The sequence below is a fragment of the Clostridium budayi genome (assembly GCF_055396605.1).
Genome location: NZ_AP042456.1, coordinates 2,585,502 through 2,609,959, shown reverse-complemented (window position 1 = coordinate 2,609,959; position 24,458 = coordinate 2,585,502). Strand labels below are relative to the sequence as shown.

The window sequence follows — 24,458 nt, the reverse complement described above, 5'->3', positions numbered from 1 at the left end:
ATTTAATTTATTGACAAATATATAACAAAGAGGTAATATAAAACTGTAAATAAAATATTATATATATCTTCAGGGCGGGGCGTAATTCCCCACCGGCGGTAAAGCCCGCGAGCTAATTTTTAGCATGATTCGGTGAAACTCCGAAGCCGACAGTATAGTCTGGATGAAAGAAGGTAAAATATTAGTTAATTTGGTTTAGAATTTTTACGTCCCTGATATATTTATAGGTATATCAGGGATTTTTTTAAATTAATTTAATTAATACTTACCCACCAAAAGAAGATTATTTGGGGGAGGAATTATTAAAATGACCAAAAATTTAAACAAAATGGTGAAAATATCATTACTAACAGGAATTGCTTTTATATTTATGTTTATGGAAATTCCATTTCCGGTATTTCCATGGCTTAAATTAGATTTAAGTGATGTTCCAGCTCTTATGGGGGGCTTTGCATTTGGTCCTTTAGCGGGAGTATTAATAGAATTCTTAAAAGTATTAATGAATCTATTATTATCTGGAACACAAACAGGTGGAGTTGGAGAATTTGCAAACTTTATAATAGGCGCTTCATTAGTTTTCCCAGCAGCATTTATTTATTGGAGAAAGAAGTCAAAAAAGACAGCTATAATAGGAATGGTAATAGGTGTAGTTATAATGAGCATCATTGGAGTTTTAGCAAATGTGTATATATTATTACCACTTTACGGAATGCAAATGTCATCAGCTGAGCTTATGAGATATGTAACTGTTGGTTTAGTACCTTTTAATGCAGTAAAAGGTATAATAGCATCTGGATTAACATATATATTATATAAGAAGGTATCAGTTGCAATATTTAAAGTTGAACCTAATTTTGGAGAACACAAAAATAGCACAGCAAAAATTCATTAATATAAAATAAAAGGAGGCATTTTTATGTCTCCTTTTTATAATTATTAATAAAAATTATAATCTGTTACAAAATTAAATCATATGTAAAATAAATAATAATTAAAAGAATATTAGAGATATTGATATAAAACAATAGCAAATGATATTTAAATTTAAAATATGAATATATATGGTTATATATTCAAATATATCGTCTAAAATGAAGGTGTTAAAGTTTTACTGTTATATAGATTAGTGTTACTATTAAATCAAGATTTGGACAGAGATTTATAGATTTGTAGTATGGAAGGGATGAGATTTATGGGACAAAAGAGGTATGATGAGGTTATTATAAAAAATAATAAATCAAAGCTAGCTGAAGTTAGAAAAGAAGAAGAAAAGATGGCTAGAGAAATAAAAGAAAAAGAAAAGCTTGGCAAATAATATATTATAAAAAATAATATATTTTAATATCAAAATCCCCAAGAGAGGCAAGTAAAGTGATCTTACTTGATTGTCCTGGGGATTTTCTTATTTATGAAGCCACATTATAACAGCGCTTTCTTTATTATCTTCATAGAAATTTTTTCTTATTCCTTCACTTTTAAAACCAAGTGATTTATAAAGGTTTTGAGCTATTATATTAGATTTTCTAACTTCTAATGTTATATCATAGCAATCTTTTGAATTTAAGTGTTTTATTAATGCTTCCATAAGCTTAAATCCAAAGCCTTTCCCCCTATAGCTTGGGTGAATAGCTACACTTGTAATTTGGCCTTCTGATGCAATTATCCAAGCACCTGCAAAGCCTATAACTTCATCAGATGAAGTTTTTAGTACAATATAATTAGCAAATTCATTAGAAAGTTCTTTAGAGATTTCATTAAGGCTCCAACCTTCTTTAAGACTTAACTTACTTACATTATGGACACCTTCTACATCCATATTGTCCATAAGTTTAAGAGTTACTTTCTCCATTAGTCATCTTTAATCTATTTTCAAGTTCTCTTACAGCCTGAGGTTTCTTTAAGTATAAAGGAGCAGAGTTTTCATCATCCTTTATTCCGTTCTTTAGAAGGTTTAAACCAATTTCACCAATTTGAGATGCTCTTACTGTATTTAAATGAACTGGTGCAAATGATATATTTTGCATATGTTCTAATAAATATTCCTTATGTTTTGAAACACCATCACCTGTAAATAATACTTTTTCATTCATTGAATTAAGCTTTTCTACAAGATCTTCAATATCCATTGAAGTACAATCTACTATAGCTTCCATTTTGCCATCTATAACTTTGTATATTGCTGTATAAACATTTTCTCTTAATGCATCCATAATAGGGCATATAATTCCATCAAATGATGAAATAGAGAACGCTAATCCTTCAAGAGTTGAAACACTTACGTAAGGCTTGTTAGAACCAAAGCTAAGACCTTTTACTGTAGCCATACCTATACGAAGTCCTGTAAATGAACCAGGTCCTTTAGAAACAACAAAACCGTCCACATCATCTATTGAAACACCAGTATCATTTAATAATTGTTCTATAATTCCCATAAGAAGAACAGAGTGTTCACGTTTATTATTTAATGTATATTCTCCTAAAAGCATATCATCTTTAAGTAATGCAGCAGTTGCGCACTTTGAGGATGAATCCACACTTAAAACTATCATAAAGACAACTCCTTTATATATTGATATTTTTCACCATAAGGAGTTAAAGTAATTTTTCTATAATATTCTCCTTTAGATAAATCTTTTTGAATGTATATATGTAAAAAATCATTAGGTAAAATTTCTTCTATATAGTTTGCCCATTCAATAATTGAAACTGCATCTGAAAAGATATAATCATCAAAACCTATTGCGTAAATTTCATCAGGGTCACTAACTCTATAAACATCAAAGTGGTTTAGCTTTAGTCTTCCAGAATCATATTCATTTACAATATTAAAAGTTGGACTTGTTATATTGTCAGTAATGTTAAGTCCTTTAGCAATTCCTTTTGTTATATGAGTTTTACCAGTTCCAAGATCACCAGTTAAACATATAATATCTCCAGCATTTAAAAGTTTACCTAAAGCTTCACCAATGTTTGTAGTTTCAGAAATACTATTAACTTCAAAATCCATAAGATTTGTCTCCTTTCTTAAAAATCATAATCTATCCTTATATTCTATCCAAAAATCAAAAAAAAGAAAAGTAATATAAAAGTAATTGCATTATAAAAATAAAAAGTGTAAAATTAAAGAACAAATATTTACAGTATAATAAATAAATTTTTAAATATAATGAATAATGGAAAAGGGTTTTTAGAGAGGTGAAATCATGAAGAAAATAACAGCTGCTATGCTAATTATAACCGCAGCGTTTTTTTTAGGCCTTGGAGGATTTTCTAAGCCACTTATGGCAGATACCGCAGAGAGTGATAAAGATACTAGAGATGTTTACTTAAATATTATTACAACAAATAAAGAACAATATAAGATTATTAAAGAGTTATCTAAGGACAAGCATAGTATAGAATATATGTTTAATAATTTAGATGAAGCAAAAAAATATAAATATGATGAAAACACAATAAAAAATATATCAAATATGGATTTATTCTTTTATCAGGGATCTGGAAATGAAAATGATTGGATAAATGATTTAGTAAATAAAGTAGATAAAAGTTCTGTTGGAGCTGTTAATTTATCTAGAGGTATAAGGGAATTAAAATATAATGTGGATGATAAAGAAAAAGTTAATCCATATTACTATCTTGGAATAGCAGAATATAAAGTAATGTTATATAATGCAAAATCTGCTCTTCAAGAAAAAGATCCTAAAAATAGGGATTTTTATGAAAAAAACTATGAAGAAATAGTTAAAAATCTTGAAGATATTAAAAAAGATTTTGATAAAGATTCTAGAAATCTAAAAAAATATACTTTTGTATCAGAAGATAGTACTTTTGAGTATTTATTTAAAGGCTTAGGAATAGACTTTAAAGTATTAGATAAAAATCAAAAGGTAAATGAGTATATAAAATCAAATAATTTAAAAGAAGATTCTGTTATTTATATAAGAAATGAATCAAATAAAGATGATAAAAATAAAGGTAATTATAAAGTTTTAAATCTTAAAACTTTTGATAATAATATGAGCTATGAGGAGCTTATATCCTATAATATAAAACAAATAAAGAATTGTAAAAAATAAAACAAATAAAATTGTTGATTTTTTATAATATATATATTATAATCATTATTGTCCTAAAGGGGTATGGCTCAATTGGTAGAGTAGTGGTCTCCAAAACCATTGGTTCTGGGTTCAAGTCCTAGTGCCCCTGCCATAATGACAAGAGAAAGCTAGAAACTTAAAGTTTCTAGCTTTTTTTAATATACATTTATTAAATTAAAAAATTAACCTTCGATATGGTGTCCTGTTTTTTCTATGCAATTTTCTATTTCAGATTTTGTAGCTGGGTCTGAATATATAACCTCAACACTTCCACGTCCAAGGTCAATGCATACGTTATTTACACCATCAATTTTTTCAAGTGAATTTTTCATTTGGGTTTTAACAGTTTCATTAACTAAACCATTAACTATGTAATGTTCTCTGTTCATATTAATACCTCCCTTATATAAAAATTAAATATATGTTTGTTCAAATATATTATGTTCAAAATCATTACTTTGTATTAAGCCATACTTTAGCAATTATAAATATAAATAGTAAATTTTATATTAAATGAACTAATATAAAGAGAAATATGCAGGAAGAAAGATATATAATATAGAAAATAACATATATAAGCTATGAGAAAGAAGGGTGTTTTTATGCAAAAGAAAAAAATTTTAATACCAATAGATGGAACTGATAGAAGTTTAATTTCTTTAAACTATTTAAAAGATAATTTTAATAAAGATAATGTAGAAGTTACTTTAATACATGTAAGAGAAATAGTATTTATTAATGGAATGGCTGTTTCAGAAGAAATAAAAGATGCAGAAGTTATAGGAAAGAGAGTATTAAAAGAAGCTAAAGAGCAAATAAAAGAGTACGAATGTAAAACTGAACTTAGATTTGGATATGCAGGTGATGAAATTTTATCATATGCACAAGAAAATGAAGTTGATACAATTATTATGGCTAAAAATACAAAAAAGAAATTTACATTATTAGTAGGTTCAGTTACTGCACACGTAGCAAAGAGAGCAAAATGTGCTTTAATTATAATACCTGAAGTTTATTAAATATAGTATTTAAAGGGGAGTTTTAATGAGAAAAATAAGATTTGGAATTATAGGGACAGGAAAGATAGTTCATAATTTTTTAGATGCTGCTTTAAAGCATAAAGATTTTGAATTAACAGCTGTATATTCAAGAGATATAAAAAAGGCAAAAGAATTTGGAAAGCCTTATGGCGCTAAAAATTTTTTTGATGATTTAGAGGAGTTTTCTAAATGTAAAGAAATTGATGCTGTATATATAGCATCACCAAACTTTTTACATGAATCTCAAAGCATATTATGTATGAATAATAAAAAGCACGTTTTATGTGAAAAACCAATGGCTTCTAATTTAAAGGAAGTTAGTAGAATGATTAAGACTTCAAAAGAAAATGGAGTACTGTTAATGGAAGCTATGAGACTTACTGTTCTTCCAAACTTTTTAAAAGTAAAAGAGAATTTAAATAAGATAGGAAAGATTAGAAGATATTTTGCAAGTTACTGTCAATATTCATCAAGATATGATTCTTTTAAAGAAGGAGTTATATTAAATGCATTTAATAAAGATCTTTCAAACGGTGCACTTATGGATATTGGAGTTTATTGTATTCATCCAATGATAAACCTATTTGGTAAGCCAAATAAAGTTATTTCAAATAGTGTATTTTTAAGTAATGGAATTGATGGAGAAGGATCAGCTATATTTAATTATGAGGATTTTGATGGAATTATAATGTATTCAAAAATAAGTAATTCAAATCTTCCGTTAGAAATTCAAGGTGAAGATGGAAGTATGTTAATAAGTAATATTCACTTTGAAGATGTAAAAATAATTTATAGGGATGGAAGAGAAGAAAGGATATCAATAGAACCATTAAAAAATGATATGTATTATGAAATTGATGAATTTATAAGATGCATAAAAAATGGACAACTAGAATCTAAATTAAACTCTTTAAATAATTCATTAAGTGCAATAGAGTTAATGGATGAAATAAGAAAAGAGATTGGTTTAAAATTCCCTGCAGATAAATAAATATAAATTATTAAAAAGAGCTTATTTTAAATAGGCTCTTTTTATTTGTATTTGGAAAACCACTTGCTATGCAAGTGTGTTCAGATAAGCTTTAGCGATGTATTACGCAAAAAAACCTCCATTTGTTAAAATAGAATTAGGTTCGCAGCCAAATTCAATAACAAAAGGAGGCATCCATAATGGATAGTAATAGTTTATCACATACAAAATGGAATTGTAAATATCACATAGTTTTTGCGCCAAAATACAGGAGAAAAGAGATATATGGAGAAAAGAAAGTTGAGATTGGAAAGATATTAAGACAACTTTGTGAATGGAAGGGTGTTGAGATAATCGAAGCGCATGCTTGCGTTGATCACATACATATGTTGGTTGAGATTCCACCTAAAATTAGTGTATCAAGTTTTGTGGGTTTTTTAAAAGGTAAAAGTAGCTTGATGATTTTTGAGAGATTTTCTAATTTAAAATATAAATATGGAAGCAGGCATTTTTGGTGTAGAGGTTTTTATGTTGATACAGTAGGAAGAAATAAAAAAGCGATTGAAGAATATATAAGAAACCAAGAAAGAGAAGATATGATAGCAGATCAGATAAGTATAAAAGAATATATTGACCCTTTCAAGGGTAGCAAGTAACAGAAAACATGCGGCTGGCGGACCTTTTTAGCGTCTTAAGACGCAATTGCAAGTAAGGTGCCCTTATAGGGCTTAGGAAATACCACCAGCTAAGCTGGTGGATTTTTATTGTAATAAAGTATTTATGCATATGAATATATATAAATGAGATCAACTAAAGGGGAAGTTAATATGTCTGAATTAGAACTTAAAAATATTTATAAGATATATCCTGGAGACGTAGTTGCGGTAAAGGATTTCAATTTGAAAATTAAAGATAAAGAATTTATAGTATTTGTTGGACCTTCAGGATGTGGAAAATCAACTACACTTAGGATGATTGCCGGACTTGAGGATATTTCAAAGGGAGAATTATATATCGATGGAAAACTTGTAAATGAAATGGATCCAAAAGAGCGAGACATAGCAATGGTGTTCCAAAGCTATGCATTATATCCCCATATGAATATTTATGATAATATGGCTTTTTCTCTTAAACTTAAGAAGATTCCAAAGGATGTAATTGATAGGAAGGTTAAAGAGGCAGCTAAGGTACTTGAAATTGAGAGCTTATTAAAGAGAAAACCAAAAGAGTTATCTGGAGGACAAAGGCAAAGGGTTGCTCTTGGAAGAGCCATAGTTAGAAATCCTAAAGTGTTTTTAATGGATGAACCTTTATCAAATTTAGATACGAAACTTAGAGTTCAAATGAGAAGAGAAATATCAAAATTACATGAGGATTTAAAAACAACTTTTATATATGTTACTCATGATCAAGTAGAGGCTATGACTATGGGTACAAGAATAGTAGTAATGAAAGAAGGAGTTATACAGCAAGTTGCTACTCCAGAAGATTTATATAATAAACCAGAAAATAAATTCGTTGCTGGTTTTATAGGAAGCCCGCAAATGAATTTTATAGATACGATAATTAAAAAAGATGGAGATAAATTAAAGATAAATATTTCTAATAATGAAATAGAGATTAAAGGAGAGATGATTAATAAAGCTAAAGATATTTCAAATAGAGAAGTAACTTTAGGAATAAGACCAGAAGATTTAAAAATGGTATCTTTAGATGAAGATTATAACATTGAGGGAACAGTTGAAATTTGCGAGCTTATGGGCTCTGAAACCTATGTATATTTTCATTATGGAGAAAAAACTTTAGTTGTTAAAGCTCCAGGAAATATTAGAATACCGAATGGGACAAAAATTAAGGTAGCTATAGATTTTGATAAACTTCATATATTTGATAAGAAAAGTGAGAGAGCATTAATTTAAAGACTATTTAGTTAAATAATTTTAGGGGGAATTTTATTATGAAGAAAAGAAAACTATTAGCAGCTCTTATTGCAGGTATTATGGCAACAAGTTTATTTGTTGGATGTGGTGGAAATGAAGGTGGAGCATCAAATGATAAGAAAAGTATTACAGTATGGTCTCACTTAACAAAGGCAGAGGTAGATGAAGTTCAGAAAGTTGCAAGTGAGTGGGGAGAAAAGAATAATGTAGAAGTAAAAGTTGTCGAGGATAAGGGAGATTTCCAAGCTTTAATTCAAGCTGCAAATAGTCCATCTGGACCAGATATAATGCTTGGTTATCCACATGACAATCTTGGCACTTTCCAAAAGGCTGGAATAGTTGCTGAAATTCCAGAAGGAAAATTAGATGAAAGCAAATATGCTTCAAAGAACTTAATTGAGGCAGTAACTTTAGAGGGAAAGAAATATGCGTTACCATTAGCACAAGAGACATCAGCACTTTTCTACAATAAAGATATAGTCAAAGAAGTTCCAAAAACAATGGAAGAAGTAGTTGAAATAGGTAAGAAAAGCGGATTTAAATATAATCTAACAGATTTTTATTTATCATTTGGTTTAGTTGCAGCAAATGGAGGATATGTTTATAAAAATAATAATGGAACATTAGATCCAACTGATATTGGAATGGGAAATGAAGGGGCTATAAAAGGATATAAATTTATTCAAGATTTAGTATTAAAAGATAAAGTTATGTCAGCTGATATAAATGATGATTTAGCTAAAGGTGAATTTATGGCAGGTAAGACAGCATTCTATATTTCAGGGCCTTGGAATGTTGGTGCTGCAAAAGAAGCTGGATTAAACTTTGGTGTAGTACCACTTCCTACACTAAACGGAAATGAAACTCCATCATTTATGGGAGTTCAAGTTGGTTTTGTATCAGAAAAATCTTCAAATAAAGATATAGCATTTGAACTTTTAACTTATTTAGCTGAAGATTGTTCAAATATATTCTATGAAAAGGGAAGTAGAATTCCTGCAACAAAATCCCAATTAGAATCAGAACAAGTTAAAAAAGATGAGTATATAAATGGTTTCGTAAAACAAGCTGAAAAAGCTATTCCAATGCCAAATATACCAGAAGTTCAAGCTATGTGGACACCAGCAGCAGACAATTTAAAACTTTTAGCTAATAATAAATTAACTCCAGAAAAATGTGGAGAAGAAATAGTAAGACAAATTAAAGAAGGAATAAATCAACAAAAATAAATAGATAAGATAATTAAGAGGCTTATAAAAGTACTTTAAGAAAGACTATTTATAGGCCTCAAAATATAAAATGGGTAAATCACATATAGGAGGTGGTCTTATTTTGAAGAAAAAAGGAAATAAAAAAGCATATAAATATCTTGCACCAGCTTTATTCTCCATTATTGTATTTACTATAGCACCTATAATATACACAATATATATTGCTTTTACTGACTATACCATGTTTAGCAATGGTGATGTTAATATAGTTGGATTTAGTAATTTTATAGATATATTTACAGGTCCATTTAAAGACGTATTTATTCCTGTACTATTATGGACAATATTCTTTGCAGTAATATCAACTATGGGATGCTTTTTACTTGGGCTTTTACTTGCAATTATATTAAGTAATAAAAATATGAAAGAATCAGTAATTTATAAAGGACTTCTTATAATACCATGGGCTCTTCCAGTTACAGTTGCAATACTTTCATGGCAAGGACTTTTAAATGGAAGTTATGGTTCTATAAATACATTGCTTATGAATCTTCATATAATAAAAGAACCAATAGGATGGCTTACAGATCCTAATATAGCTAGAGCATCATTAATTTTAGTTAATATATGGCTTGGATTTCCTTATATGATGAACGTTTGCATGGGAGCTATAGCATCAATACCTGAGACATATTTTGAAGCAGCTAAAATGGATGGTGCTAGTAAGTGGAAACAGTTTACTAAGATAACTTTGCCATCAATTGCTATAACAGCTTATCCTCTTATTATTTCTACGTTTGCTTTTAATTTTAATAACTTTAATACTGCATATTTAATTACTCAAGGAGGCCCTGCAAGAGTTGGTACTCAATTTGCAGGATATACAGATATTTTAGCATCAACAAACTATAAATTATCAACACAGTTTGGAAGGTATGATATAGCATCAGCACTTAGCATAATTATATTTATAATAGTTGCAACAATATCCTATACTCAAATGAAAGCTTCAAAACAGTTTGAGGAGGAATAATAGTATGAAAAATAAAGAGAAATTTAAATATAAAAAAAGATTACGAAAAGGGGAGAAGAGGACACTTTGGTTAAGTAGAATATTTATATGGATAATGATAGTAATAACATTAATACCAATTGTTGCAGTTATATCATCTTCTATGGCTCCAGGTGAATCCTTTGTACAATCAACATTCTTTCCTGAAAACTTTACCCTTAAAAATTATAAAGATGTTTTAGTGGAGACAGATTTTATTCTTTGGGTTAAAAACTCACTTAAGATATGTTTATCTGTTGCATTACTTCAACTTTTAATGTCAGTTCCAGCAGCATTTGCATTTTCTAAGCTTAAATTTAAGGGTAGAAAAAAAGGTTTAATGAGCCTTCTTATACTTCAAATGTTTCCAACTATAATGGCGTTACCTGCAATACTTGGAGTTGTATATACTTTAGGACTTATGGATAAATCATGGGTTCTAATACTTATAATTGGAGGGGGAAGTGCATATAATATCTGGCTTTTAAAAGGATTTATTGATGGTATACCAAATGACTTAATAGAAGCAGCTTATGTAGATGGAGCAAGCACATTTCAAGTATTTACAAAAATAATACTTCCACTTACAAGAAATATGCTAATAGTTATATTCTTATTTGCATTTATTGCAGCATATAGCGAATTTATCTTTACATCATCACTTTTAAAAGATGCATCTAATCAAACTATAGCAACAGGCCTTAAGCAATTTATAACAAATAACTTCTCAGCTAATTGGAGTCAATATTCAGCAGCATCAATAATGGCATCAGCTCCGATTGTAGTTTTATTTATGGCTACTCAAAAATTTATAGCTAGTGGTCTTACAGCTGGTTCTGTAAAGCAATAAGTTAATAAATATAATTAAAGTAAGTTTTTATATGTAAATAAAGGAGCTTGTCTAAAAGATTAGGACAAACTCCTTTTGATTTTCGATGAATAAATATTTAATATAGAAAAGCGTATAGATCTTATAATTTTATTTTCAGAAGTTATAATATTCTTCAATGATGAATCATTTAAGCTATTTGCTAGGAGTAGCAATTTAGATTCAATTAAATTAGAATGTAGAGCTAATTTTATTAATCTATCTTCATTAATGTTTCCATCTACTAAATTACAAAGTTCCTTAGTTAAAGAATTAGATAAAATTAAATATTTATCTTTTAAAGAATTTGTGTGGTGTACTTTAGTATATGGTAATAAATATTTATTAACTAAAAGAGCTATAATAGAGCCAACTATAATAAAAGTAAATCTTGTTGTAGATAAAATTTCTAGAGAGTAGTTACTTAAATTAACGCTTAAAGCTAATAAAGAAGTAAAGATGACCTTAATATAATAATCTTTTGCATAGAAGTAAAAGAACATTAGTACAAATAAGAATAAAGATTCAGGAATATTAATATTAAGTATTCTAAAAATCAAGATAAATACTGATACTGCAATTATCGTTCCTTTAATTCTCTTTTTTGTCTTTATAATAGTATCATCTGAAAGTGGTTGCAAAAGTACATAAATAGTTATAATAATCCATTTTCCATTAGGAATATTAAATAATTCTATAAAGAAAAGTGGAATTGAAACAGCAAGTGCAACTTTAACTGAGAAATTACAGTCTAAAGAATTAATATTTAAATTTTTCTTTTTAAGCTTAATATCCTTTAATGTGATCTTTATTTTATGTTTATAATCACTTAAAAATAGAAAATTAGTATTTAATATGTCTAGTAAATCAGAGCACTCCTTAAGCACAGGATATCTCTTAAAATCATCTTTATACTTTAAAGAAAAAGCTATAGCATCAGAATTATTCTTTGAAATCATATTTATTAAATTAGAGATTTCTGCATTTAAATCATTTAAGAATGAATACTTAACATTTAAATCAGCTATTACGTTAATTTTATTAATATTAATTGCTAGTCTTTCTAAACTAATTGCAATATTAAAATAATGTTTGAATAAAACTTTAGAAAAGAAAAAACTAGAATTTTGTTCATCAATTAAATTTAGAAGTTCCCTCACTTTATTATTTAAAATTAAAGCATCATACTCTTTATTATCTAATAAATTGCTTATCCCATCTTTTATATTTGAAAGTCCATTCAATAAAAGTGCTGAAGATTTTTCATTAAATTTATTTTTGTTAAACAATAATTGACTAACAACTATAATTAAAACTCCAAACATTAAAGATAAAAATCTTTTAGGTAATAGTTCTACAGGTACATTTATACTAACCATATAGATATATATAAATAAAAATAAATAAGACACCATGCTTTTAGATTCTTTCATATATAAGTATGAAACTGTGAAAATAGTAAATATATTTATTATTAATCCTAAGAAAGGATTAAGGCCAGCTAAAAATGACATAATTAATAAAAAGAAACTTAGCGCTAAAAAAACAGTACCTTTATATAATGGATATAAAGAAAAATCTAATTTTAAAAATGCTATCACACTAAACGCAACCATAAGTCCTATACTTATATTTTCAGGACCAAATAAAACTTTATATAAAACTATCATACAGACTGTAAATATAGCCTTATTTAAACTTATAAGTATTAATTTTTTATCCAAAATACAAGCCCCCTTTGATAAAATTATTCTTAGGAAATAAATTATAAACTATAGTATAATACTAGAGTAAAGAGAGAATTTTTAAGAAGGCGATACATTATGAAAAAACGTTATTCTATTGGAGAAACTTCAAATATAGTAGGAATATCAATAGATAGACTTAGAAACTACGATAAGATAAATTTAATAAAACCAGAGTATGTAGATGAAAAAACAGGTTATAGATATTATATTGGTGAGCAATTTAGAAAGCTTAGATTTATAAAATATTTAAGAAAAATAGGTGTTCCATTAAAAGAAATACAAATGATAATTAATGAAGAAACAAGTTCAGAAAAATTCATATTATTTCTTCATAGTAAGATAAATGAAATTAAAAATGAGATAGAAAATTTAAAAGTTATAAAAAAAGATATAAGCGAATTAAAAGATAATATGGAATATAGTATGAAAAGAAGTAATATTCCTCATGTGTACATAAAAAATATAGAAGAAAGATATGCAATATGCAAAAGAGTAAATAAGAGCACTGAATTTATTGTTGAAAATAGGGAAGATATATTCGGAAGATTTAGAGCAGAAAATGAAGAAGTGAAGAAAAAGAGGATAATAGAAAAAGGAATATATATTAAAGATTATAATAACGTATCAAAGAAAAGCACGAATATATTTATTATAGTTAAAGATGTAGAAGAATATAATAATTTTGTTATTCCAAAGGGGACATATCTTTGCCTATCATATAAAGAAAATAAGAGAAAAGAAGCTATAGAAAAGCTAAAAAAATATATTAAGGAAAATAATATAGTAACTAAAGGTATATGTTTAAATGTAATATTATATACAATGCCAAAGGAAGAGTTTGAACTTCAAGTATTAATATAAAAAATAGTATAATAAAAATATAGGAGGGATTGAAGTTATGAATATTAAAGTTAATAAAGACTATGTTCTAAATACTGCAAAAGAGATATTAGAATTTAATAGTCCAAGTGGATTTTGTTTTGAAATAATGGATCTAATAGAAGCAAAGGTAAAGCATTTAGGATATAAGTTTGAAAAGACTAATAAAGGATGCGGAATAATAACAATAGAAGGAAAAAGTGATAATAAAGTAATTGGATTATCATCTCATGTTGATACTTTAGGGGCTATGGTAAGGTCAATAACAAGTAAAGGTACTTTAAAATTTACTTTAGTTGGAGGACCAATTGTGCCAACACTTGATAGTGAGTATTGCACTATAAGAACAAGAGATGGAAGAGAGTATACAGGAACATTTTTATGTGATAGCGCAGCTATTCATGTATATGAAGATGCATCTTCAAAGAAGAGAATTCCAGAAAATATGGAGATTAGAATTGATGAAGTAGTAAAAAATAAAGAAGATGTTTTAAATTTAGGAATAATGTCAGGAGACTTTATTTTTATTAATCCAAAGACAACAGTAACAGAAAGTGGTTTCTTAAAATCAAGATTTATTGATGATAAAGGAAGTGTTGCTTGCCTTTTAAGTCTTTTAGAATTATTTAAGAGGGAAAATATAGTTCCAAGCTATAAGACAAAACTTTTCATATCAACATATGAAGAGGTTGGACATGGTTCTTCTTATATACCTCAAGATATTACAGAAATGATAGCTGTAGATATGGGATGCATAGGAGATGATTTAAATTGTACAGAATATGATGTATCAATATGTGCAAAAGATTCAGGTGGACCATATGATTATAATATGACAACAGACCTTGTAAATTTAGCTAAAGAAAATAACTTAAACTATGCAATTGATATATATCCAAGATACGGTTCTGACGTCGGAGCAGCTTTAAAAGGTGGAAATGATATAAGAGGAGCACTTATAGGACCAGGAGTAAATGCATCACATGGTATGGAAAGAACTCATTATAGTGCTTTAGAAAATACAATAAAATTATTATATTTATATTTAACTAAATAAATATAAAGGTAAAGATAGTAAGAAAATAAATAAGAAAAGCATACAAAAAGCTATATTGAGATTTTCAAAGTCCCAATATAGCTTTTTTATTAGTTGAATTTATATTACTTTTATTTCATTTTCTAATTCAGTCATTAAAGATTGGACAGATGTAATATCCTTAATTTTACTTACATTTTCTCCACAGAAAATAAGACCATTATCTATATCACCATTTACTGAATTAATAAGAGCTTTAGTAATACAGTAAGGTGTTGTTTTAGGATTGCAAGGTTTTAAACATCTAAAACATTTATCAACCTTTATTGGACCTTCTTTAGTTTTATTTACAAATGGATTAAGTATAGCTCTTCCAGGCATTCCAACAGGACTAGCTACAATGCCAACTTCATTTTCACTAGCATTTACATAAGCATTTTTAAATTCTAATGATGCATCACATTCATAAGTTGCAACGAATCTTGTAGCCATTTGAACACCTGATGCACCAAGCTTTAAGTATTTAGCTATATCATTACCATCAAATATTCCACCAGCTGCAATTACAGGTATCTTCTTTTCATATTTTTCCTCATATTCTTTAACATGATTTACTATATCTACTATAGTAGTATCAAAGGTTTCACTAGCAGTTTCTATTTCATCCTTTTTAAAACCTAAATGTCCACCAGCTTTTGGACCTTCAACAACAATCATATCAGGAGTAACATTATCATGTTTATCCCATAATTTAAGTATAACTTTAGCAGCCTTTAGTGATGATACTATTGGAGCAATCTTAACATTATATCCTTTTGTAAGCTTTGGAAGCATAGTTGGCATTCCAGCTCCTGATATTATAAGATCAATTCCACTCTCTACAGCTGTTTTTATATATTCTGCGTATTCTTTAGTTGCTACCATAACATTTACGCCTATTATTCCATTATTACATTTCTCTTTTGCTAATTTTATATGTTTTTTTAATGCTCTTAGATTAGCTTCAAGAGGATTTTTGTCAAAATCACTTTCCTTAAATCCTATTTGAGCAGATGATATAATTCCTATACCACCAGCATTTGTAACAGCCGATGCTAAATTTGAAAGAGAAACTCCAACACCCATTCCTCCTTGAATTATAGGAAGTCGTGCTACTAAATTTCCTATTTTTAAAGGGGTTAAATTCATATAATACACCTCATTTATTTTGAAATTTAAATATTTTGATAATCAAAATATATTTTAATATATTATAATCCAAAATTTATAAATAAACAATATTTAAAAATCACCAAAAAAATTTTATTGACATACTATATATAAGCATGTTAAAATAAATAACGTCTTAGGGGTATGGCTCAATTGGTAGAGTAGTGGTCTCCAAAACCATTGGTTCTGGGTTCAAGTCCTAGTGCCCCTGCCACAAACACTTAGTATTTATACTAAGTGTTTTTTTTATGCAATTAAAAAATTTAATACTATTTTATAAATACCTTTAATATTTTTAATATTTCTATGAAAAAAGTTTGACTAATTATTAAAAAGAAAAATATCTATAATAAAAACTAAAATTTGTCAAAGAAAGAATATGGTTACTAATAAAAGTAAGAAATATGGCAAAAAAAATAATAAAGTGAGAAAAATTTTAATAAAAACATAAATTTATTAATATTTATTTAAAAAATATGATATAATTTAACAAGAGGATTCGACAGGAGGGTGGAGATGAGAAAAATGAATAAAAAATTTTTAATTATTATTTCAGCTCTTATTGCCATTGGTATTATTGGATTTTTTGTATCAAAGAAGGTTTTAAATGAAAAAAAGTAGTGGAATCATCTTTTGAAGAATATGATAATAATAAGAAAGTAAATGATGTAGTAAATGCTATAACAGAAATAGACTATCAATCTATTACAGCTTTAAAAGAAGAAAATGGTTCAAAAGCATATGTAGTAGTGAAATTAGATAATGATAATGTAGAAAGTAATATAGCTAACATACTAGATTTAGCAAACAAATCAAAAATAAGATTAACATTCATTGAAAATAAAAAAATAGCTGATAAAAATAAGCCATATTTTAGGCTAATAGAAGAAAATGGACATACTATAATACCTAAATATATAAATGTAAAAGATATTTTAAAAGAAAACAATGTAAAAATAATAAATGAAGAATGTGAACTTAAGGATATAAAAAATCAAGATGTAGCATTTTTCGTAGATTTAAGTAATAGAGAAAATAGATTTAATGAAGAAAATAAAGACAAGTTATTTAAAAGTATAGACGATTTAAAGAGTGACTTTTATACTTTTAAGGCTTTAATATAGAAATAAATGTATGTATGTTTAAAATTTACATGTAATTAAAATTCTTAATTCGGTTAAAATATTAGTGTAAGGTTAATAGAACATATTTACTTTACAAAATACCATAAGCCTTAGGAGGGATCGATTATGTCATATAACAGAGTAATAGTTCCAGAAGCAAAAAAAGGATTAAGTGCATTTAAAAATGAAGTAGCTAGAGAATTAGGAGTACCTTTCTCTGACTACAATGGAGACTTAAGTTCAAAACAATGTGGCTCCGTAGGTGGCGAAATGGTTAAGAGAATGGTTGAACAATACGAAAATTCTCTAAAGTAAACACCTAATAAAAAGTGTATTCAGAGAATGTAATGGAAATTACACCACCAAATAACTAAAGTATTTTCAACCGAGAGGGCGATTTAATAAATCGCCCTCTTTCTTTTTATGGGAAATATATGTTAAAATGAGAACAAAAGTTCGGAAAAGAGAGGGGTTTTCATGAAAACGATAAAAATACTTCATTGTGCAGACATACATTTTGACACACCTTTTAAGGAATTCACAAATGAGTATGCAATAAAAAGTAAAGAAGAAATTAAAGAAGTTTTTAGCAGAATAATAGATATATGTAATAATGAAAAAATTCAAGTAATGCTTTTAGCAGGAGATATATTTGATAATTATACAGTTAGTAAAAGTACTTTAGCATTTATTAAAGAAGCATTAGAAAAATTAGAAATAACTAAAGTATTTATAAGTCCAGGTAATCATGATCCTTATAATTTTAAGTCTTTTTATAAATTGATTGATTGGCCAGAAAATGTACATGTATTTAAAGAAAATGTTGTTGAGAGAGTAGTGTTAGATGAATTAAATCTTTGTGTACATGGCTGTGGATTCACAGAAAGTTATATAAATGATTCTATGCTTAAAGATATAGATTTATATGATGGGTATATAAATATCGGTGTTATTCATGGAGAAATAGCAAATGGAAATAGTAAAAATGAATATAATCCGATTACACTAAATGATATAGAAAATAGTAAATTAGATTACTTAGCGCTAGGTCATAGACATAAATTTACTGGAGTTTTTAAAGAAGGAAAAACTAGTTATGCATATAGTGGATGTCCTCAAGGAAGAGGATTTGATGAAATAGGAGAAAAAGGCGTATTAGTTGGGGATGTAAGCATTGGATATACTAATTTAAAGTTTATAAAAACTTGTAAGAGAGAGTATATAGAAAAAGAAATCGATATATCATCTCTATTTGGATATAAGGAAGTAAAAGAGAAGATTTTATTAGAACTTAAAGATTTTAATATAAGAAAAGATATCTTTAAATTAACTTTGGTAGGGAGCATAGAAGCTAACTTTAAAATTAATGAAAATATTCTTAATGAAAAGCTTAGTAATGATTTTTATTTTGTAAAAATTAAAGACAATACTAATGTAATATCTAATCTAGATGAAGTTTATAATGAACATTCAATAAAAGGAATATTTATAAATAATTTAAACGAAAAAATGAAATCAGCAAATAAAGAAGAAAAAGAAATAATAGAACTTGCATTAAAGATAGGACTACAGAGCTTAACGTCTGAGGAGGTAAACTTAGATGATTATTAAAAAGATTAGGATAAAATCATTTGGAGGAATTAAAGATAAAGAAATAGATTTAAAGGAAGGAATTAACCTTGTATATGGTGAGAATGAAAAAGGAAAAAGTACAATAGAAAATTTCATTAGAGCATGGTTATTTGGATTTTCTACAGTTAGGGGAAACAAAAATAATTTAAGAAAGAAGTATATGCCTTTTTCAGGTGAAAAGATGCAAGGGGAACTTTTAGTAAATCATAATGGTAAAGATTATATAATAAGTAGAAGTTTTGGTCTTACAAAAAAAGAAGATACTTGTACTATATATGATGGATTAACTGGTGAGGAAATAAAAGATATAAATAAAGATGAACCAGGAACGTATTTTTTAGGGATTAACGGAAATACATTTGTAAAAACTTTATTTATTCCTCAGCTTGGAATAGAAATATCTAAAGATAAAGAAGAACAGATAATGGATAAAATTATTGATGTCTTTGGATGTGGTGAAGGTGAAGTATCAGCTTATAAAGCTGTATTAAAGCTTAAAGATAACAAAAAAGAATTAACTACTCCAAGAGGTAATGGAGAGCTTGATATATTAAAGAGTAGATATAATAAAGTTATAGAAGAAAGATATGAAGCTTATAAAATAGCCGAAGAGAATCTAGAAGATGAAAGTAAACTAATAAATAAAAAAGAGCTAAGAAAAAATTTAAGAGAAGAAATAGATAAATTAGAGTTATTTAAAAAATACTTAAAGAAAAGTAAGCTTCAAAAGGAATATGGAGAAATTACAAATTATCTTCAAAAAAGTGAAAGTCTAAAGAGACAAGAAAAAGAGTTAGAAAGCGAACTAAGAAGAGAAAATGGCTTTATAAGTGAAGAATATATAAATGAATTAAGTGAAGAAAATAAAAAATACTTAACTCTTTTAGATATAAAAAAAGAAAATGAATATGATTTAAAAGAGTTAGAAGAAAAGATAAAAGCTGAATCTTTAAATATAAGTAGATATGAAATGTTTGAAGAAATGGAAAGTGGATTAAAAGAAAAAATTATAAGACTTAATGCAGAGCAAGAAGCACTTAAAGATAAAATTATGAGAAGCAAGGCTTTAAAGTTATCAATTGAAGATGAAGAAAAAAAGCTTTCTCAAAAGAAAAGATTTTTAGGTGACATAATAAAATTAACTCCATATATGGATAAAATAAAAGACTTATTTAAAGATTATGAGGAAAATCTTCATAATCTAAAAGAAAAAATAGAAGAAGGTAACTTTAATGAAAGTACTAATGATGATAAAAAATCATTAGAATTTAAAAGAAACATATTTGGAGCATTAAGTATATTAGGTATTTGTTTATTAGTATATAATGTTTCGTTAAAAGGAAATATACTGTTTTATATTATATCTATACTATGTTTAGTTTTAGGGGGAGGGCTTTTATTCAAAACTCAAAAAGACATTAAAGTTTTCTATTATGGTAAAGAAAATGAAGAAACGATTGAAGAACTAAATATTAAAATAAAAAATATTGAAAATAAGCTTGATGAATATATAGATTTAATTAAATGCAAAGATTATGAGCACTTATTAAGAGCTGTAAATTCATTAGAGAACTTCTATGTTTTAGAAACTAAAGTGAAATTAAGAATAGAAGAAAGAACATTACAGCTTAATCAAACATATTCTGAAAGAGATGTTGAAAAATATAATCAGAACAAAAAGATGATATCACAAGTTATGAAATTATTTGGTTGTGATACTGTAGAGGAAATATATAAAGAACTTGATGAGTATGAAAAGGTAAAACAAAAAATATCTCTTTTAAATTTAGAATCTCAATCTAAAAAAGAAGCTTTAGAAAGAATTATTTTTGAACTTGAAGAGAAGGAAAAGAAAATAAAACAAAAGCTAAAATATATGGACTTAGATAATATAAAATTAGTAGACTTAGAAATGTATCTAAAAGATTTTAGAAAGAAAATTCAAGATAAAAATTATTTAGAAAAAGCACTAAAAAGTGTTGAGGAGACTTATAATGTTTTATTAAAAGATAGAGATATAGAAGGCATAAAAGAAGAACTTTCTGAAATATTAGTGGGAAATATGGATTATAGTTATGAGTCAGAGGAAGAAATAGAACAGGAAATTAAAAATAAATCAAATAGTTTAATAGATATAGAAAAAGAAATAGCTGACTTAGAAAATTCAATAAAAACTAGCTTTTTAGGAAAAAGAACAATAAATGCAATAGAAGAAGATTTAGAAAACTTAGTAACAAATATAAATGCTTTAGAAAAAAGACTTCTTGCTATAAATATGGCAATAGAAAACTTAGAAATTGCAGGAAGAGAATTAAGAGAAAGCTTTGGGCCAACACTTAATAATAAAATACTAGAGATATTTAGAGAGATTACTGGTGAAAAATACTCAGAAATTAAACTTGGTGAAAATTATGAGATGACAGTAAGGGACAATTTTAATATATTTTCTGGGAAATATTTAAGTAATGGTGCAAATGATCAATTATATTTAGCGCTTAGAATTGCATTTATTGACCTAATATTTAAAAATTCTGAAGTAGTAGTAATTTTAGATGATGCATTCATACAATATGATGATGTTAGAAGAGAAAAAGCTATTAATATGATAAAAAATAGAAAATTTGCACAGACAATAATATTTACATGTCAATCTATTGAAAAGGAAATACTAGATAAAAATAACATAGAAAATAATTATATTTCTATATAGAATTGACAATAATAATGAATAATATTAAAATTACAATATGCAAATGCAAATCATATGCAAGAGAGGTGCGGATTTTTGAAAAAGTTTATAGGGATAGTTATGGCTTTAATTCTATCTTTTGCTCTTATAGGATGTTCAAAAAATGATGAAAAGACTGAAGATAATGGTAAGCTTCAAGTTACAGCTTCAATTTATCCATTAGAGCAATTAACAAAAATGATAGGTGGAGATAAGGTTAATGTAACTACATTAGTTAAACCAGGGCAAGAACCACATGATTTTGATTTTAAACCAGCAGATTTTGAGAAACTTACTAAAAGTAGTATATTTGTGTACAATGGATTAGGTCTTGAAGCATGGCTTGATAATGCTATGTCACAATTAAAAGATACAGATATTTATATGGTAGAAGCAAGTAAAGGTGTTAATGTAATAAAAAATGGAGATAAGGTTGACCCTCATGTATGGTTAAGTTTAAAAGATGCAGAAATAGAAGGGGAAAACATAAAGAATGCATTAATAGCTAAAGATCCAAGTAACAAAGATTATTATGAAGAAAACTATAAAAAAATGCAAAAAGAGTTTAATGACTTATATAATGAATATAAAGAAAAGTTTGATAAACTTAAAAGAAAAGATTTTGTTACAGGTCATGCAGCTTTCGGATACTTATGTAAAGAATTTGGATTAAATCAAAAATCAATAAAAGACGTGTTTGGAGAAGGTGAAGCTACTCCAAGAAAGTTAGAAGAACTTGCTAAATACTGCAAGGAAAACAACATAAAAACAATATTCCAAGAAAGCTTAGCGGAACCAAAAACTTCAGAAACTTTAGCAAGAGAAGCTGGAACTAAAGTTGAAAAAATATATAGTCTAGAATCAAGTGAAGATGATAAAACTTATCTAGAAGGAATGAAATATAATTTAGATGTTATATATAAGAGTCTAGAAGAAGAAAATAAATAATATAATTTTAGTAAAAGATTTGATGTAAGTTATAGTTTATATCAAATCTTTTATTTGTTATATGCTTAATTATTATGTATGAATTTTTTTATTTTAATATGGTATAATAATTTATGTAAATAATGGAAGAGGAGGCGGTATACATTAATGCATTAAAATACTATAAAAGCAATATAGAAAAGAGTAAAAATGAAATTTCAAACATGGAAAGTAATATAACTAAAGTAGGTTGGAGTAGACTAGTTATAGTTATTATTATGATAGCTCTAGGATATTTTCTATATAATAAAAATAGTTTAATACCTCTTATATTATCAGAAGTATTATTAATAGCTGCTTTTATTGTAGTAGCAACTTATCATAATAAGCTTATAAATAAAAAAGAAAAGGTAGAAAGATTTTTAGAGATAAATGAGAAAGGTGTTAAGAGAATAAATGGTGAATTTAAAAGCATAGAAGATGACGGAAGTGAGTATATAAATGATTCTCATCCTTTTTCATCAGATATAGATATATTCGGAAAAAGTTCTCTTTTCCAATTAATAAATGATACCTTAACTAAGGGTGGAAGAGAAAAATTAGTTAAATCGTTAAGCTTAGAAAAGCTTCCATCAAAAGAAGAAATCCATAATAAGCAAAAAGGTATAGAAGAGCTTGGCAAAAAGATAGAGTGGAGACAAGAGTTATTAGTAAGAGGAAAAAGTAAATTAAAGAGTAAGAAAAGAGAAGTAAATGAGCTAGAAGCTTTATTAAAATGGAGTAATTCTAGTAGTAAGAAAAGAGAAAGTAAAAAGTTAATAGCATATATATTTATAGCATTAACTTTTGCAAGTATAGTATCAGCAATACTTAAGTTTATAACACCTAGTTATGTGTTACTTTTCCTTATGGTTAACTTTGTAGTAATTAAGCTTTTAACAAAGGATTACAAAGAAGATATACTACTTATTAATGATATAAAGGGAACTGTTAAAAGTTATTCTGAGATATTAAAAATGATTGAGAATGAAGAATTTAATTCAGAATATCTAAAAGCTATAAAGAAAAAATTAAATAATTCAGAAGGTATTTCTTGTAGTGAAGAGATGAAAAAGTTATCTAACCTTTTAGATTGGGTTGGAGATAGCTCAAGTAATGCATATTATTTAATATTAAATATATTAATTTTTTCTGATGTATTTATAATGGAAAACTTAGAAGATTGGAAGAAAAAGAACTCAAAGGAACTTGAAAATTGGCTAGATGTAATGAGTGAAATTGATTCACTAGTAAGTATATCTAATCTTTATTTCGATTTTGAAGATTGGAACTTCCCATCAATATCAGATAAGAAAGAAATAAGAGGTAAGAAAATTGGTCATCCATTAATAGGAGAAAGAGCAGTAAGAAATGATTATTCTCTTTCAGATGGAAAACGAGTTACACTAATAACTGGTTCTAATATGTCAGGTAAAAGTACATTCTTAAGAACAATAGGTCTTAATTTATTATTAGCCTATATTGGAGCACCGGTTTATAGTGAAGAATTTACTTGCGGTATATTTAATATATATACATGTATGAGAACTAAAGATAACTTAGAAGAAAGTATATCATCATTTTATGCAGAAATACTTAGAATAAAGATTCTAATAGAAGCAACTAAAAGGGGTGAGGATGTATTCTTCTTACTTGATGAAATATTTAAGGGTACAAATTCAGTAGATAGACACACTGGAGCTACTGAACTTATAAACCAATTAATTGATGGTGGTGCTATGGGACTTGTATCTACACACGATTTAGAACTTTGTGATTTAGAAGAACATGATAGTAGAATAGAAAATTACAACTTTAGAGAGTACTATGAGAATAACAAAATAAAATTTGATTATAAGCTTAGAAAAGGGAAAAGTGAGACTCAAAATGCAATACACCTTATGAAGCTTGCAGGAATCGAATTTAAATAAAGGGGATATAGAAGAGAGGAAAATT

General features: G+C 27.0%; 24 protein-coding genes, 2 tRNA genes and 1 riboswitch. Of the genes, 20 read left to right on the top strand and 6 right to left on the bottom strand.

All coding sequences use genetic code 11. The features are described 5' to 3' along the window. Window positions 1-61 precede the first annotated feature (61 nt). Window positions 62-179, top strand: a riboswitch (FMN riboswitch). A 128-nt stretch (window positions 180-307) separates the two neighbouring features. Then, a complete protein-coding gene (locus ACZ5TJ_RS12540; protein ID WP_464200163.1) occupies window positions 308-892 on the top strand; it encodes an ECF transporter S component in 585 nt (194 codons plus the stop codon). Window positions 893-1,192: 300 nt separating this feature from the next. Then, window positions 1,193-1,315: a hypothetical protein gene (locus ACZ5TJ_RS12535; RefSeq protein WP_464200161.1), complete on the top strand. Its 123-nt coding sequence runs from the start codon at window positions 1,193-1,195 to the stop codon at window positions 1,313-1,315. An 87-nt stretch (window positions 1,316-1,402) separates the two neighbouring features. On the opposite strand, the gene rimI is transcribed toward ACZ5TJ_RS12535, so the two are convergent. The 3 genes from rimI to tsaE are packed head-to-tail and all read right to left on the bottom strand — an operon-like array spanning window position 1,403 to window position 3,007. Further along, a complete protein-coding gene (gene rimI / locus ACZ5TJ_RS12530) occupies window positions 1,403-1,849 on the bottom strand; it encodes a ribosomal protein S18-alanine N-acetyltransferase (RefSeq protein WP_464200159.1) in 447 nt (148 codons plus the stop codon). Then, on the bottom strand, window positions 1,830-2,549 hold the full coding sequence (gene tsaB / locus ACZ5TJ_RS12525) for a tRNA (adenosine(37)-N6)-threonylcarbamoyltransferase complex dimerization subunit type 1 TsaB (RefSeq protein ID WP_055226513.1): 720 nt from the start codon (window positions 2,547-2,549) through the stop codon (window positions 1,830-1,832). The genes rimI and tsaB overlap by 20 nt, the downstream gene beginning before the upstream one ends. Further along, window positions 2,546-3,007 carry a tRNA (adenosine(37)-N6)-threonylcarbamoyltransferase complex ATPase subunit type 1 TsaE gene (tsaE, locus tag ACZ5TJ_RS12520; RefSeq protein ID WP_464200156.1) on the bottom strand — a complete coding sequence of 154 codons (462 nt, stop codon included), beginning with the start codon at window positions 3,005-3,007 and terminating at the stop codon, window positions 2,546-2,548. Before tsaE ends, tsaB begins: the two co-directional genes overlap by 4 nt. A gap of 196 nt (window positions 3,008-3,203) precedes the next feature. Between tsaE and ACZ5TJ_RS12515 the strand changes: the two genes are divergently transcribed. Both ACZ5TJ_RS12515 and ACZ5TJ_RS12510 read left to right on the top strand, forming a co-directional pair. Further along, on the top strand, window positions 3,204-4,079 hold the full coding sequence (locus ACZ5TJ_RS12515; protein WP_464200154.1) for a metal ABC transporter substrate-binding protein: 876 nt from the start codon (window positions 3,204-3,206) through the stop codon (window positions 4,077-4,079). A 57-nt stretch (window positions 4,080-4,136) separates the two neighbouring features. After that, window positions 4,137-4,212: transfer RNA gene (locus ACZ5TJ_RS12510), tRNA-Trp, on the top strand. A gap of 70 nt (window positions 4,213-4,282) precedes the next feature. Here the strand turns inward: ACZ5TJ_RS12510 and ACZ5TJ_RS12505 are convergent. Further along, window positions 4,283-4,489: a heavy-metal-associated domain-containing protein gene (locus tag ACZ5TJ_RS12505; RefSeq protein ID WP_055207806.1), complete on the bottom strand. Its 207-nt coding sequence runs from the start codon at window positions 4,487-4,489 to the stop codon at window positions 4,283-4,285. Window positions 4,490-4,702: 213 nt separating this feature from the next. On the opposite strand from ACZ5TJ_RS12505, the gene ACZ5TJ_RS12500 reads away from it, so the two are divergent. The 7 genes from ACZ5TJ_RS12500 to ACZ5TJ_RS12470 all read left to right on the top strand — a co-directional run bounded on the left by ACZ5TJ_RS12500 (window position 4,703) and on the right by ACZ5TJ_RS12470 (window position 11,162). Further along, the gene (locus ACZ5TJ_RS12500; RefSeq protein ID WP_464200151.1) at window positions 4,703-5,119 is read left to right on the top strand and encodes a universal stress protein; all 417 of its coding nucleotides are present in this window, start codon (window positions 4,703-4,705) and stop codon (window positions 5,117-5,119) included. 25 nt (window positions 5,120-5,144) lie between these two features. Beyond that, window positions 5,145-6,131, top strand: a complete 987-nt coding sequence (locus ACZ5TJ_RS12495; RefSeq protein WP_464200149.1) for a Gfo/Idh/MocA family protein — start codon at window positions 5,145-5,147, stop codon at window positions 6,129-6,131. A gap of 179 nt (window positions 6,132-6,310) precedes the next feature. Then, complete coding sequence (tnpA, locus tag ACZ5TJ_RS12490) at window positions 6,311-6,766, top strand: IS200/IS605 family transposase (RefSeq protein WP_464200147.1); 456 nt, start codon at window positions 6,311-6,313, stop codon at window positions 6,764-6,766. Between the two features lie 171 nt (window positions 6,767-6,937). Further along, window positions 6,938-8,029 carry an ABC transporter ATP-binding protein gene (locus ACZ5TJ_RS12485; RefSeq protein WP_464200144.1) on the top strand — a complete coding sequence of 364 codons (1,092 nt, stop codon included), beginning with the start codon at window positions 6,938-6,940 and terminating at the stop codon, window positions 8,027-8,029. A gap of 38 nt (window positions 8,030-8,067) precedes the next feature. Beyond that, the gene (locus ACZ5TJ_RS12480; RefSeq protein ID WP_464200142.1) at window positions 8,068-9,279 is read left to right on the top strand and encodes a sugar ABC transporter substrate-binding protein; all 1,212 of its coding nucleotides are present in this window, start codon (window positions 8,068-8,070) and stop codon (window positions 9,277-9,279) included. Window positions 9,280-9,349: 70 nt separating this feature from the next. Further along, window positions 9,350-10,294 (top strand): carbohydrate ABC transporter permease, encoded by a 945-nt coding sequence (locus ACZ5TJ_RS12475; protein ID WP_464200140.1) that lies wholly within the window; start codon window positions 9,350-9,352, stop codon window positions 10,292-10,294. A gap of 4 nt (window positions 10,295-10,298) precedes the next feature. Next, window positions 10,299-11,162: a sugar ABC transporter permease gene (locus ACZ5TJ_RS12470; RefSeq protein ID WP_464200137.1), complete on the top strand. Its 864-nt coding sequence runs from the start codon at window positions 10,299-10,301 to the stop codon at window positions 11,160-11,162. Window positions 11,163-11,221: 59 nt separating this feature from the next. On the opposite strand, the gene ACZ5TJ_RS12465 is transcribed toward ACZ5TJ_RS12470, so the two are convergent. Then, window positions 11,222-12,904: an FUSC family protein gene (locus ACZ5TJ_RS12465; protein WP_464200135.1), complete on the bottom strand. Its 1,683-nt coding sequence runs from the start codon at window positions 12,902-12,904 to the stop codon at window positions 11,222-11,224. A gap of 99 nt (window positions 12,905-13,003) precedes the next feature. Here ACZ5TJ_RS12465 and ACZ5TJ_RS12460 point away from each other — a divergent pair, with 99 nt between their 5' ends. Continuing rightward, window positions 13,004-13,789 (top strand): MerR family transcriptional regulator, encoded by a 786-nt coding sequence (locus ACZ5TJ_RS12460; RefSeq protein ID WP_464200133.1) that lies wholly within the window; start codon window positions 13,004-13,006, stop codon window positions 13,787-13,789. Window positions 13,790-13,826: 37 nt separating this feature from the next. Next, window positions 13,827-14,864 carry a M42 family metallopeptidase gene (locus tag ACZ5TJ_RS12455; protein WP_464200131.1) on the top strand — a complete coding sequence of 346 codons (1,038 nt, stop codon included), beginning with the start codon at window positions 13,827-13,829 and terminating at the stop codon, window positions 14,862-14,864. Between the two features lie 99 nt (window positions 14,865-14,963). On the opposite strand, the gene ACZ5TJ_RS12450 is transcribed toward ACZ5TJ_RS12455, so the two are convergent. Then, window positions 14,964-16,031, bottom strand: coding sequence for an NAD(P)H-dependent flavin oxidoreductase (locus ACZ5TJ_RS12450; RefSeq protein ID WP_464200129.1), 1,068 nt, complete (start codon window positions 16,029-16,031; stop codon window positions 14,964-14,966). Between the two features lie 159 nt (window positions 16,032-16,190). Between ACZ5TJ_RS12450 and ACZ5TJ_RS12445 the strand changes: the two genes are divergently transcribed. The 7 genes from ACZ5TJ_RS12445 to ACZ5TJ_RS12415 all read left to right on the top strand — a co-directional run bounded on the left by ACZ5TJ_RS12445 (window position 16,191) and on the right by ACZ5TJ_RS12415 (window position 24,433). Then, window positions 16,191-16,266, top strand: a tRNA-Trp gene (locus ACZ5TJ_RS12445). 406 nt (window positions 16,267-16,672) lie between these two features. Continuing rightward, the gene (locus tag ACZ5TJ_RS12440) at window positions 16,673-17,176 is read left to right on the top strand and encodes a hypothetical protein (RefSeq protein WP_464200128.1); all 504 of its coding nucleotides are present in this window, start codon (window positions 16,673-16,675) and stop codon (window positions 17,174-17,176) included. A gap of 126 nt (window positions 17,177-17,302) precedes the next feature. Further along, window positions 17,303-17,491, top strand: a complete 189-nt coding sequence (locus tag ACZ5TJ_RS12435) for an alpha/beta-type small acid-soluble spore protein (RefSeq protein ID WP_039313594.1) — start codon at window positions 17,303-17,305, stop codon at window positions 17,489-17,491. 162 nt (window positions 17,492-17,653) lie between these two features. Further along, window positions 17,654-18,787 carry a metallophosphoesterase family protein gene (locus ACZ5TJ_RS12430; protein ID WP_464200126.1) on the top strand — a complete coding sequence of 378 codons (1,134 nt, stop codon included), beginning with the start codon at window positions 17,654-17,656 and terminating at the stop codon, window positions 18,785-18,787. Beyond that, window positions 18,777-21,518, top strand: coding sequence for an ATP-binding protein (locus tag ACZ5TJ_RS12425; RefSeq protein ID WP_464200124.1), 2,742 nt, complete (start codon window positions 18,777-18,779; stop codon window positions 21,516-21,518). Before ACZ5TJ_RS12430 ends, ACZ5TJ_RS12425 begins: the two co-directional genes overlap by 11 nt. 99 nt (window positions 21,519-21,617) lie before the next feature. Continuing rightward, a complete protein-coding gene (locus ACZ5TJ_RS12420) occupies window positions 21,618-22,484 on the top strand; it encodes a metal ABC transporter substrate-binding protein (protein ID WP_464202336.1) in 867 nt (288 codons plus the stop codon). Window positions 22,485-22,606: 122 nt separating this feature from the next. Further along, entirely contained in the window at window positions 22,607-24,433 is a 1,827-nt protein-coding gene (locus ACZ5TJ_RS12415) for a MutS-related protein (RefSeq protein WP_464200122.1), read from the top strand. Window positions 24,434-24,458 lie beyond the last annotated feature (25 nt).

Excerpts from the sequence above, each read along its gene's own strand:
- rimI (WP_464200159.1), bottom strand. The coding sequence starts at position 1,849 with ATGGAGAAAGTAACTCTTAAACTTATGGACAATATGGATGTAGAAGGT.
- tsaE (WP_464200156.1), bottom strand. The coding sequence starts at position 3,007 with ATGGATTTTGAAGTTAATAGTATTTCTGAAACTACAAACATTGGTGAA.
- ACZ5TJ_RS12450 (WP_464200129.1), bottom strand. The coding sequence starts at position 16,031 with ATGAATTTAACCCCTTTAAAAATAGGAAATTTAGTAGCACGACTTCCT.
- ACZ5TJ_RS12435 (WP_039313594.1), top strand. The coding sequence starts at position 17,303 with ATGTCATATAACAGAGTAATAGTTCCAGAAGCAAAAAAAGGATTAAGT.
- ACZ5TJ_RS12420 (WP_464202336.1), top strand. The coding sequence starts at position 21,618 with ATGGCTTTAATTCTATCTTTTGCTCTTATAGGATGTTCAAAAAATGAT.
- ACZ5TJ_RS12470 (WP_464200137.1), top strand. The coding sequence starts at position 10,299 with ATGAAAAATAAAGAGAAATTTAAATATAAAAAAAGATTACGAAAAGGG.
- ACZ5TJ_RS12475 (WP_464200140.1), top strand. The coding sequence starts at position 9,350 with ATGGGTAAATCACATATAGGAGGTGGTCTTATTTTGAAGAAAAAAGGA.
- ACZ5TJ_RS12540 (WP_464200163.1), top strand. The coding sequence starts at position 308 with ATGACCAAAAATTTAAACAAAATGGTGAAAATATCATTACTAACAGGA.
- ACZ5TJ_RS12535 (WP_464200161.1), top strand. The coding sequence starts at position 1,193 with ATGGGACAAAAGAGGTATGATGAGGTTATTATAAAAAATAATAAATCA.
- ACZ5TJ_RS12415 (WP_464200122.1), top strand. The coding sequence starts at position 22,607 with ATGGAAGAGGAGGCGGTATACATTAATGCATTAAAATACTATAAAAGC.
- ACZ5TJ_RS12485 (WP_464200144.1), top strand. The coding sequence starts at position 6,938 with ATGTCTGAATTAGAACTTAAAAATATTTATAAGATATATCCTGGAGAC.
- ACZ5TJ_RS12515 (WP_464200154.1), top strand. The coding sequence starts at position 3,204 with ATGAAGAAAATAACAGCTGCTATGCTAATTATAACCGCAGCGTTTTTT.
- ACZ5TJ_RS12480 (WP_464200142.1), top strand. The coding sequence starts at position 8,068 with ATGAAGAAAAGAAAACTATTAGCAGCTCTTATTGCAGGTATTATGGCA.
- ACZ5TJ_RS12495 (WP_464200149.1), top strand. The coding sequence starts at position 5,145 with ATGAGAAAAATAAGATTTGGAATTATAGGGACAGGAAAGATAGTTCAT.
- tsaB (WP_055226513.1), bottom strand. The coding sequence starts at position 2,549 with ATGATAGTTTTAAGTGTGGATTCATCCTCAAAGTGCGCAACTGCTGCA.
- ACZ5TJ_RS12460 (WP_464200133.1), top strand. The coding sequence starts at position 13,004 with ATGAAAAAACGTTATTCTATTGGAGAAACTTCAAATATAGTAGGAATA.
- ACZ5TJ_RS12425 (WP_464200124.1), top strand. The coding sequence starts at position 18,777 with ATGATTATTAAAAAGATTAGGATAAAATCATTTGGAGGAATTAAAGAT.
- ACZ5TJ_RS12505 (WP_055207806.1), bottom strand. The coding sequence starts at position 4,489 with ATGAACAGAGAACATTACATAGTTAATGGTTTAGTTAATGAAACTGTT.
- ACZ5TJ_RS12500 (WP_464200151.1), top strand. The coding sequence starts at position 4,703 with ATGCAAAAGAAAAAAATTTTAATACCAATAGATGGAACTGATAGAAGT.
- tnpA (WP_464200147.1), top strand. The coding sequence starts at position 6,311 with ATGGATAGTAATAGTTTATCACATACAAAATGGAATTGTAAATATCAC.
- ACZ5TJ_RS12455 (WP_464200131.1), top strand. The coding sequence starts at position 13,827 with ATGAATATTAAAGTTAATAAAGACTATGTTCTAAATACTGCAAAAGAG.
- ACZ5TJ_RS12430 (WP_464200126.1), top strand. The coding sequence starts at position 17,654 with ATGAAAACGATAAAAATACTTCATTGTGCAGACATACATTTTGACACA.